9 protein-coding genes and 1 pseudogene are annotated in these 10,586 nt (G+C 64.6%); 5 read left to right on the top strand and 5 right to left on the bottom strand.

Annotated features, from left to right (window positions below; translation table 11 throughout):
• From F6S12_RS26995 to F6S12_RS26975, 5 genes and pseudogenes are all read right to left on the bottom strand, one after another.
• A pseudogene (locus tag F6S12_RS26995) lies at window positions 1-224 on the bottom strand (Na/Pi cotransporter family protein); the annotation flags it as partial.
• A 28-nt stretch (window positions 225-252) separates the two neighbouring features.
• Complete coding sequence (locus tag F6S12_RS26990; protein ID WP_019095481.1) at window positions 253-453, bottom strand: hypothetical protein; 201 nt, start codon at window positions 451-453, stop codon at window positions 253-255.
• A gap of 126 nt (window positions 454-579) precedes the next feature.
• Window positions 580-3,291, bottom strand: coding sequence for a magnesium-translocating P-type ATPase (gene mgtA, locus F6S12_RS26985; RefSeq protein ID WP_011061631.1), 2,712 nt, complete (start codon window positions 3,289-3,291; stop codon window positions 580-582).
• Window positions 3,292-3,574: 283 nt separating this feature from the next.
• Window positions 3,575-3,865 (bottom strand): hypothetical protein, encoded by a 291-nt coding sequence (locus tag F6S12_RS26980; RefSeq protein WP_011061630.1) that lies wholly within the window; start codon window positions 3,863-3,865, stop codon window positions 3,575-3,577.
• 410 nt (window positions 3,866-4,275) lie between these two features.
• Window positions 4,276-4,626 carry a hypothetical protein gene (locus tag F6S12_RS26975; RefSeq protein WP_011061629.1) on the bottom strand — a complete coding sequence of 117 codons (351 nt, stop codon included), beginning with the start codon at window positions 4,624-4,626 and terminating at the stop codon, window positions 4,276-4,278.
• A gap of 546 nt (window positions 4,627-5,172) precedes the next feature.
• Between F6S12_RS26975 and ltnD the strand changes: the two genes are divergently transcribed.
• The 5 genes from ltnD (at window position 5,173) to otnI (ending at window position 10,470) form a co-directional block, all read left to right on the top strand.
• Window positions 5,173-6,078: an L-threonate dehydrogenase gene (gene ltnD, locus F6S12_RS26970; RefSeq protein WP_011061628.1), complete on the top strand. Its 906-nt coding sequence runs from the start codon at window positions 5,173-5,175 to the stop codon at window positions 6,076-6,078.
• A gap of 10 nt (window positions 6,079-6,088) precedes the next feature.
• A complete protein-coding gene (otnK, locus tag F6S12_RS26965) occupies window positions 6,089-7,381 on the top strand; it encodes a 3-oxo-tetronate kinase (protein WP_011061627.1) in 1,293 nt (430 codons plus the stop codon).
• Window positions 7,378-8,016, top strand: coding sequence for an aldolase (locus F6S12_RS26960; protein ID WP_210670959.1), 639 nt, complete (start codon window positions 7,378-7,380; stop codon window positions 8,014-8,016). The genes otnK and F6S12_RS26960 overlap by 4 nt, the downstream gene beginning before the upstream one ends.
• A 186-nt stretch (window positions 8,017-8,202) precedes the next feature.
• Complete coding sequence (locus tag F6S12_RS26955; protein ID WP_011061625.1) at window positions 8,203-9,666, top strand: GntP family transporter; 1,464 nt, start codon at window positions 8,203-8,205, stop codon at window positions 9,664-9,666.
• 21 nt (window positions 9,667-9,687) lie between these two features.
• Window positions 9,688-10,470 (top strand): 2-oxo-tetronate isomerase, encoded by a 783-nt coding sequence (gene otnI / locus F6S12_RS26950; protein WP_315869510.1) that lies wholly within the window; start codon window positions 9,688-9,690, stop codon window positions 10,468-10,470.
• The last annotated feature ends 116 nt before the right edge of the window (window positions 10,471-10,586 follow it).

Raw genomic sequence — 10,586 nt, 5'->3', positions numbered from 1 at the left:
GTGAAGGAGCTGGCCATCAGGCTCACCGCAGTGCTGCTTTGCACCACGCCGGTGATGCCGACGCCGCACAGCAGCGCCAGCCAGCGGTTGTTCAGGTGTTGCCCGAGCCAGTGCCGCAGCGGGCTGCCGAAGCCCCGCAGGAGTGAGCCGCAGATCATCTGCGAGCCCCACAGCAACAGCGCGATGGCGCCGGCCAGGTTGATCAGAAGAGTAGTGCCCGACATGAGTATTCTCCCGGGACTGTGACAGGTTTCAGGCAATCGCCAGGCGCAGCGAGGCGCGAGTGATGGCGGCGCTGAACCCCAGCAGGAAACGCATTTCAACGGCGCTCAGCAGGCCCCGCACATAGAGGCGGATGCTCAGGCGGGCGAGCAGCCTGGCGCAGGCGCACAGGCCGCAGACCAGCAAGGCCTTCAGGCCGCGTTGCAACAGCGAAAAAGGTTTGAAAAACATGGCGATGCTCCTTTCGGGCGAACAGCGTCGCCGTCGACAGGGCGCTGGCCGCGCCGACGGTGGCATCGTTGGTTTGCTGTATCTGGTGCGACCGCCCCGTGGGGCGGTCGCACCGGGCTCAGGCCCTTAGAACCACTGCTTGAAGCGGCGGATGTACAGGGTCTTCATGGTCTGGGCGACCACGCAGTAGCTGAGCAGGGTACCCACCAGCCAAGGGAAGTATTCCCATGGCAGCGGCACCAGGCCGACCATGCTGCCCAGAGGCGAGAAGGGCACATAGATACCCAGTGCCATCACCAGGCCCGTGGCGAGCATGACCGGCAGTGCCGCGGTGCTCTGGATGAACGGGATCTTGCGGGTGCGCAGCATGTGCACCACCAGGGTCTGGGAGAGCAGGCCTTCGATGAACCAGCCGGACTGGAACAGGGCGGCCATTTCCACGCTGTTGGCGGCGAACACGTACCACATCAGGGCAAAGGTGGTGATGTCGAAGATCGACGAGGTCGGCCCGATCCACAGCATGAAGCGCCCGATGTTCTTGGCGTCCCACTTGCGTGGCTTGCTCAGGTATTCCTTGTCCATCTTGTCCCACGGCAGGGCCAGCTGGGAGAAGTCGTACATCAGGTTCTGCAGCAGCAGGTGGATCGCCAGCATCGGCAGGAAGGGAATGAAGGCACTGGCCACCAGCACCGAGAACACGTTGCCGAAGTTGGAGCTGGCGGTCATGTTCAGGTACTTCATGATGTTGCCGAAGGTCTCGCGACCCTTGATCACCCCTTCCTCCAGCACCATCAGGCTCTTTTCCAGGAGGATGATGTCCGCCGATTCCTTGGCGATGTCGGTGCCGCTGTCCACCGAGATGCCGACGTCGGCATCGCGCAGCGCCGGAGCGTCGTTGATGCCGTCGCCGAGAAAGCCCACGGTGTGGCCGTTGGCCTGCAATGCCTTGAGCACCCGGGACTTCTGCAGTGGGGTGAGCTTGGCAAATACCGTGCGCTCTTCCACCAGGCGCCCCAGCACTTCGTCGTCCATGCGCTCGATGTCACGACCCAGCAGCGGCTCGCCGACTTCCAGGCCGACCTCGCGGCAGATCTTCGCGGTGACGATGGCGTTGTCACCGGTCAGTACCTTCACGGTGACGCCGTTGTCGCGCAGGGCGGCAATCGCCGGGCCGGCGGTTTCCTTCGGCGGATCGAGGAAGGTCAGGAAGCCTTCGATCACCAGCTCACGTTCGTCGCTGGCGCTGTACTGGTTCTTGATCTGGTCCCGGGCGATGTCACGGGTGCCCACCAGCAGCACGCGGAAACCGTCGCGGTTGTAGTCTTCGGCCAGTTGCAGCAATTCGGCACGCAGGGCAGCGTCGATGGTATGGGTGACACCGTTCTTGCGGACCCGAGTGGCGGTTTCCAGCATTTCTTCCACCGCGCCCTTGCACACCAGCAGGTGGTGGCCGCGGGCATCGGCGAGGATGACCGACAGGCGCCGCCGGACGAAGTCGAACGGTAGCTCATCCACCTTGCGCCAGGCGGCAGGAGGGGTGAAGTGCGGGTTCTCCTCGGCGAAGCTGACCACTGCGCGGTCCATCAGGTTCTTCATGCCGCTCTGGTGGTAGCTGTTGAGCCAGGCCAGTTGCAGCACTTCATCGCAGCGGCTGCCGCTGATGTCGACGTGATGTTCGAGGATGATCCGGTCCTGGGTCAGGGTGCCGGTCTTGTCGGTGCAGAGCACGTCCATGGCACCGAAGTTCTGGATCGCGTTGAGGCGCTTGACCACCACCTTGCGCTTGGCCATGGCCGAGGCGCCCTTGGCCAGGTTGGCGCTGACGATCATCGGCAGCATTTCCGGGGTCAGGCCGACGGCCACTGCCAGGGCGAACATGAAGGCTTCGGCCCAGTCGCCCTTGGCGAATCCGTTGATCAGCAGAACGATGGGCACCATCACCAGCATGAAGCGGATCAGCAGCCAGCTGACGCTGTTGACCCCGCGGTCGAAGGCGGTCTGGGTGCGGGAGCCGACGATGGAGCGGGCCAGGGAACCGAAGTAGGTGCGCGAGCCGGTGGCCACGACCACGGCGGTGGCCGTGCCGCTGACCACGTTGGTGCCCATGAAGCAGATGTTCGGCAGGTCCAGCAGGTCTTGCTGATCGGCGGCCTGGGCGGTGGCGGACTTTTCCTGGACGGCGCCCAGGGTGTCGTACTTTTCAACCGGCAAGGCTTCGCCGGTGAGCACCGCCTGGCTGATGAACAGGTCGCGGGATTCGATCAGGCGGATATCGGCAGGGATCATGTCACCGGCGGACAGCTGGATGATGTCGCCCACCACCAGGTCGCGCATCGGCACTTCACGCACCCGGGCCTGCATGCCCATCTGCTCGCGGCGCAGTACGGCGGCGGTGGTCCGTACCATGGCCTTGAGCGCTTCGGCGGCCTTGGCCGAGCGGTGTTCCTGCCAGAAACGCATCAGGCCGCTGGCCAGCACCATCACCAGGACGATGATGACCCCGGTGAGATCGGTTTCTTCGCCGGCCTGCAGCGGCAGCCAGAAGTCGGTGAAGAAACTGATACCGGTCAGGGTCATCAGCACATAGATGAAAGGGTTGTTGAAAGCCTGGAGCAGCTGCACCAGAGCGTGTGGCGGACGGTCGTGGGCGACCTCGTTGTGGCCGTCCCGTTGCAGGCGGCCCTCGGCATCCAGTTCAGTGAGGCCGGCGGTGGTGGAGTTGACGTTGGCCAGGGTGACGGCCAGGCCGTTCTGGGCTTCGCGGGCGGCACGCATCGACAGCTTGTTGCTGTCACTGGTGGCGCTGGTGTTGCGGGAAGTTGGGGTTTTTACAGTCATGGTCTGTGCTCCTGCCGCCTGCTTGCGGCACGACACAGCAACACTCAACTAATTAAAGGCGAGCGAAAACATGTCGAGCCGCAGGTTAGCGATCGATTTTGATCTTGGCGTTTTTCAGGTTTTAACGTTCGCTGCTCAAACAATGAAGTTGTATGGGCAGCGAACCTACTACTGGCCTCTTCCATAACTTTCTCCAATAACTTTATTAACTGACAGGCACTAGCACGCCGCCGAACTTAAACTTTTAAAGTTCGTTTGCAAACAACGGAAAGTTACCGCTGGTTCAGGCTGAGCTGCGTGCCCCGAGGTACAGGCCGAAGATCAGTCCGGCCTGCTGCAGGAGCAGGGCAGCGCCCCGACTCTGCGGGTCCTGGCTATCGTCGAAGCTCCAGCGTTGCTGCAACTGCCCGGTCATCGGGCAGACGCGCCAATTGGCTCGCAGGGCGGTCGAGGGGGTGGGGGCGGCACGAGAAAACGGCGAGCGCGCCAGAACCTTGGGCTCACGGCACAGCTTGACCCGCATGGTGGCGGCGAAGGCGCGAACGCCTGGCATTACAGAGGAAGTGAAGTGCATAACATTTGCCTCGCGACCGGACTGGTTCCGGGGGAGGCAAGTTACGTTGGAGCGTCAAGCCCTAGCGCAGCTTACCCGACCGCGGAGTCGAGTCCCGTCATTTTCAGGGTTAAGTGCCTGGTTCTGCGCAGCGGCAGTGACCAGACAGCGTCTAGATACTGTGTCCATTGGCTTCTTTAGTGAGTTAAACAAAGTGCCGTAATTACCGGCCCGCGCAATTTACTCAGGAGGGGTGCTGGAGTCAAGGTTAAATTGCCCTGAATCATTGATCAGTTACGAAGTTTCAGGTGAGGTTCAGCTAAGGGTGGGAATTAGCTGATGCGAGAGGCGGATATATATAAGTTTCATATAAAGAAAGTGCCCATGACAGATGGGGATGTCATGAGCACTGAATATAGCGACGAGGATTATCAGTGCAGCAAGTGCTGGGAGATATCCTTGTAGGTCGCGCTATCGGTGGCCGCCATCAACTGCCGGCCATCCTTGAGGGTGCCGATGAAGGTCACTTCGTTTTCCGTACCCGCCATCAGGTACCCGGCCAGGGCGCCCACCGGGCCCAACAGCATGGCGCCGGCAATGCCGTAGCCCAGGGCGTCCTTGTTGGTGATGGGGCTTTCGCTGGCGATCTCCAGTGTCTTGAAGGCCGATGCCTTGACCTCGACGCCGTTGCTGTTGAATACCGTCTTGAGCCTGAAGGTGCCGTGCCGGTACTCGCCGGCGCCTTGCAGGAAATCACCTGATAAAACCTCAATCTTTGCCATGTTGAATCATCCTTATCCAAGCATAACCAGACAGGCCATTGAGCTCTCCGCCAGGGGGAGCGTCAACGGGGTTGCGATGAAGGGTGCTACCGCCAGTCAGCAGCCCTCGTTCATTCAGCCTCGGCCAGGTCACCCCGGGCCATGCTGATCCAGATCAGGGCTGTGAAGGGTTGTAGCAGCCCACGGGGCACCGGCCGTCGGCTTCCGACCAGTGGCTGGCCGGGGCCGGGCGCTCAAGGTGATGTTAAAAAATGTTAGATTGAAAAACTTCTTCACATAATCCGTTCATTGGTGGATGATCGTTCACAGCCAACGCTCAACCTGATAACAACAGCAACAGGATGGCCATGATGATCGATTCGCTCCTGCCTCTCTCGGCACCTGCCCACGGTGCCATGCACCTTCCGGGCTTGCCGTCTGGCGCTGCGCCTGTTGCTGCCTGTGTTGCATTTGCCGGACCTGCAATCCGGATTTCCCTGTCCTGCCCGGTTCTTGCCCGGCGCCTGTCTGGCGCGGCACAGTCCTGGTCTATTTCTGGAGTCCCCCATGAATAACAACAATGTCGGTGTCATCGGTCTTGGCGCCATGGGCCTGGGCATCGCCCGGTCGTTGCTGCGCAGCGGTTTCAAGGTGCATGCCTGTGACGTCCGTGCTGCGGTCACCGAGCAGTTCGCCAGCGAAGGCGGCGTGGCTTGCGCCTCGGCGGCGCAACTGGCCGGTGAATGCGATGTGATTGTCACCGTGGTGGTCAATGCCGAGCAGACCGAAAGCGTGCTGTTCGGTGAGGGCGGGGCGGCAGCGGCACTGCGTCCCGGCAGCCTGGTGATCGGCTGCGCCACCGTGGCCCCGACCTACGCCGTGGACCTGGGCCAGCGCCTGGAGGCCCTGGGCCTGCTCTATCTAGATGCACCGATCTCCGGTGGCGCGGCCAAGGCCGCCGCCGGCGAGATGACCATGATGACCTCCGGCCCGGCCACCGCTTACGCCAGGGCCGAGGCGATTCTTGGGGGCATGGCCGGCAAGGTCTATCGCCTGGGGGATGCCCATGGCCTGGGCTCCAAGGTCAAGATCATCAACCAGTTGCTGGCCGGGGTGCACATTGCCGCCTCTGCCGAAGCCATGGCCCTGGGCCTGCGCGAAGGGGTGGACGCCGATGCCCTGTATGAGGTGATCACCCACAGCGCGGGCAACTCCTGGATGTTCGAGAACCGCGTTCCGCATATCCTCAAGGCCGACTACACACCGCTGTCCGCGGTGGACATCTTCGTCAAGGACCTGGGGCTGGTGCTGGATACCGCCCGGGCCAGCAAATTCCCGCTGCCGCTGTCGGCCACCGCGCACCAGATGTTCATGCAGGCCTCCAGCGCCGGTTTTGGCCGCGAGGACGACTCGGCGGTGATCAAGATCTTCCCGGGCATCGACCTGCCTGTGGCCAAGCCCGATGCCGAGTGAGGAACCCGTGATGACGATTTCCAATCCACGCCCGTTGCTGGGCTGCATCGCCGACGATTTCACCGGGGCCACGGACCTGGCCAACATGCTGGTTCGCGGTGGCATGCGCACTGTGCAGAGCATCGGCATTCCCAGCGCTGAAGTGGCTGCCGGGCTGGACGCCGACGCCGTGGTGATCGCGCTGAAGTCGCGTACCACTGCGGCCAGCGAAGCGGTGGCCGAATCCCTGGCCGCCCTGCAATGGCTGCGGGACCAGGGCTGCGAGCAGATCTTCTTCAAATACTGCTCGACCTTCGATTCCACCGCGGCGGGCAACATCGGTCAGGTCAGCGAGGCCTTGCTCGAGGCCCTGGGCAGCGATTTCACCCTGGCCTGCCCGGCGTTCCCGGAGAACGGCCGGACCATTTTCCGTGGCCACCTGTTCGTCCAGGACCAGTTGCTCAGCGAATCGGGCATGCAGCATCACCCGCTGACGCCGATGACCGATGCCAACCTGGTGCGGGTCCTGCAATCCCAGACCCGGCTGCCGGTAGGCCTGCTGCGCTACGACAGCATCGCCCAGGGCGTGGAGGCGGTGCGCAGCAGGATCGCCGAACTGCGCGGGCAGGGTGTTGCCCTGGCGATTGCCGACGCGCTGTCCGATGCCGACCTCTATACCCTCGGCGCCGCCTGCGCCGACCTGCCGCTGCTCACTGGCGGTTCCGGGCTGGCCCTGGGCCTGCCGGAAAACTTCCGTCGCGCCGGCAAGCTGCGTGACCTCGATGCTGCAAGCCTGCCCAAGGTAGCCGGTGGCGAAGTGGTGCTGGCCGGCAGTGCCTCCCTGGCCACCAATGCCCAGGTCGATGCCTGGCTGGAAGCCGAGCGCCCGGCCTGGCGCATCGACCCGTTGGCCCTGGCGGCCGGCGAGGCGGTGGTGGAACAGGCCCTGGCCTTTGCCCGGGAGCAGCAGGGCACGGTGCTGATCTACGCCACCAGCACGCCGGAAGAGGTCAAGGCGGTGCAGCGTCAGCTCGGTGCCGAACGTGCCGGAGCGCTGGTGGAGAATGCCCTGGGCGAGATCGCCCGGGGCCTGCGCGACAGCGGCGTGCGGCGCTTTGTGGTGGCTGGCGGGGAAACCTCCGGCGCCGTGGTCAAGGCTCTGGACGTGCGCCTGCTGCAGATCGGCGCGCAGATCGATCCCGGGGTTCCGGCCACCGTCAGCAGTGGCGGCGAGCCCCTGGCCCTGGCGCTGAAGTCCGGCAACTTCGGTGGCCGCGACTTTTTCAGCAAGGCCCTGGGCCAACTGGCGGGAGGTCAGGCATGAGCCGGGAAAACGCTCTGCGCGAAGAAATCTGTGATGTCGGCCGCAGCCTCTATCAGCGCGGCTACACCGTGGGCAGCGCCGGCAACATCAGTGCGCGGCTCGATGATGGCTGGCTGATCACCCCCACCGATATCTGCCTGGGCCGGCTCGACCCTGCAGCCATCGCCAAGGTCAACCTGGCGGGGGAGTGGGTGAGCGGCGACAAGCCGTCCAAGACCCTGGCCCTGCATCGCCAGGTGTATGACCGCAACCCGGGCGTGGGCGGGGTGGTGCATACCCACTCCACCCACCTGGTGGCGCTGACCCTGGCCGGGGTCTGGCGCGAGGACGACATCCTGCCGCCGCTGACCCCGTACCAGGTGATGAAGGTCGGGCACATCCCGCTGATCGGCTACCAGCGCCCGGGTTCGCCCAAGGTCGCCGAGCAGGTGGCGCGGCTGGCCAATCAGGTGCGTGGGGTGATGCTCGAACGCCTGGGCCCGGTGGTCTGGGAAAGCAGTGTGTCCAAGGCCAGCTACGCCCTGGAAGAGCTGGAGGAAACCGCGCGCCTGTGGCTGATGAGCCAGCCGCGCCCGGCACCTCTGGATCAGGCCGCCCTGGATGAGCTGCGGGACGCTTTCGGCGCCACCTGGTAAGCCCGCGACACTGCCAGCGTTTCATGCACGCCAGTCCACGGAAGCCTTCATGAGGCTTTCGCGGGGAGCGGCTTGCCGTTGAAAAACAATAACAACAGGATTTCCCGAGATGAATGACTGCATTTGCTTTACGGGTTCCCGCACCACCAGCACCCCCTGCCAGCCACTGGGTGGAGGGCTTGTGCAATGAGCCCGCTGATTCTGATGATCACCGCCGGGGCCGGTATCGCCCTGTTGCTGTTCCTGGTGCTCAAGTACAAGTTCCAGCCCTTTGTCGCGCTGATGCTGGTAAGCATCCTGGTGGCGCTGGTGGCCGGAGTGAAACCGGCGGAGCTGGTGGCCACCATCGAGGGCGGCATGGGCAAGACCCTCGGCCACATCGCCATCATCATCGCCCTGGGCGCGATGATCGGCCGCATCATCGAGCTTTCCGGCGGCGCCGAGGCGCTGGCCAAGACCCTGATCGAGCGCTTCGGCAACCGGCGCACGCCCCTGGCGCTGACCATGGCCGGATTCATCATCGGCGTGCCGGTGTTCTTCGAGGTCGGGGTGATCATCCTCATGCCCCTGGCCTATGGCGTGGCCCGCAGTGCGCGTAAGCCGCTGCTGGTGTTCGCCTTGCCGATGTGCGCCGCGCTGCTCACCGTGCACGCCTTCCTGCCGCCGCACCCTGGAGCGGTGGCCGCGGCCAGCCAGCTGGGCGCGGACCTGGGCCGGGTGCTGATGTTCGGCCTGCCGCTGACCGCGCTGCTGTGCTACGTGGGCTACCGCGTGGCAGGGCGCATGACCCGGCGCAACTACCCGATGACCGATGACATCCGCGCCGAAGTCTACGGCCCGCACGTCACCAATGAAGACCTCGCCGCCTGGAACAACGGTTCCGAGCAGCCTGCCAGCCCCCAGGCGGTGGCCGCTGTGGCGCACATGGGCCTGGAAGAATCCACCGGCAGCCTGGCGGCGAAACTGCCGCCGGCTCCGCCACCGGGGTTCGGCCTGATCGTCAGCCTGATCCTGCTGCCCATCGTGCTGATCCTGCTGGGCACCCTGGCTACTTCCTTGCTGCCCCTGGAGTCCACCCTGCGCGGGGTGCTGACCGTACTTGGCGCGCCGCTGGTGGCGCTGCTGCTGGACACCTTGCTGTGTGCCTGGCTGCTGGGCTCGCGCCGCGGCTGGAGCCGCAGCCAGGTGTCCGACGTGATCGGCTCAGCGCTGCCCGGGGTGGCCATGGTGATCCTGATCGCCGGGGCCGGGGGGGTGTTCGGCAAGGTGCTGGTGGATACCGGGATCGGCGCGGTGGTCTCCGACCTGCTGCGCACCACCGGCCTGCCGGTGCTGGCCCTGGGTTTTCTGCTGACCATGCTGCTGCGTGCGGTGCAGGGCTCCACTACCGTGGCCCTGGTGACCACCGCCGGGATCATCGCGCCGCTGATCGCCACCCTCAACCTGAGCCCCAACCACATGGCCCTGCTGTGCCTGGCCATGGGCGGTGGCGGGCTGGCGATGTCCCATATCAATGACGCCGGGTACTGGATCTTCACCAAGCTGGCCGGGCTCAACGTGGCGGACGGCCTGCGCACCTGGACCGTGATCACCACCTTGCTCGGCACCTTGGGGTTCTGTATTACCCTGCTGATCTGGCCGTTTGTCTGACCCTTTGTCCCAGGAGTTCCCATGCCTCGTTTTGCTGCCAACCTCAGCATGCTCTACCCGGAACATGCCTTTCTCGACCGCTTTGCCGCCGCGGCGGCGGACGGCTTCACGGCCGTGGAGTACCTGTTTCCCTACGACTACAGCCCCCAGGAACTGAAGCAGCGCCTGGACGACCACGGCCTGCAACAGGCGCTGTTCAATGCCCCGCCCGGCGACTGGGCGGCGGGGGAGCGGGGCATCGTTTCCCTGCCCGGGCGCGAGGCCGAGTTCCGCCAGGGTTTCGACAAGGCGCTGGAATACGCCGCGGTGCTGGGCAACTCGCGGGTCCACGTGATGGCCGGCCTGCTGCCGTCCGAGAACGATCGCCCGCGGCACCACGGCGTCTACCTGGAGAACCTGGCCCATGCCACGGCCCAGGCGGCCAAGGTCGGGGTCACGGTGCTGCTGGAGCCGATCAACACCCGGGACATGCCGGGGTTCTTCCTCAACCGCCAGGACCAGGCCCAGGCCATCTGCAAGGAAGTCGACGCGGCCAACCTCAAGGTGCAGTTCGACTGCTATCACTGCCAGATCGTCGAAGGCGACCTGGCGGTGAAACTGCGCCGCGACCTGGCCGGGATCGGCCACATCCAGATCGCCGGGGTGCCGGATCGTCACGAGCCGGACCTGGGGGAACTGAACTATCCCTACCTGTTCCAGCTGATGGACGACCTTGGCTACGACGGCTGGGTCGGTTGTGAATACCGCCCGCGCGGCAACACCTCCGCCGGCCTGCAGTGGCTGCGGGACTGGCAGGCGCGCTAAGGCTCGGCGGTGTAGCCGCCACTGCAGGTTGCGAAGCAAAAGGTCTCTGGGGAGCGTCGCGCAAGGCCCTGGGGGCCTTCGCGCATCGCTTTATGTAGCCGCTGCCGCAGGCTGCG

Origin of the sequence: Pseudomonas sp. JV245A, assembly GCF_032424515.1 — a bacterium.
GTDB lineage: Bacteria > Pseudomonadota > Gammaproteobacteria > Pseudomonadales > Pseudomonadaceae > Aquipseudomonas > Aquipseudomonas protegens.
Note: the sequence above shows the minus strand (reverse complement) of the source record. Positions and strands in the feature narration are given on the sequence as shown.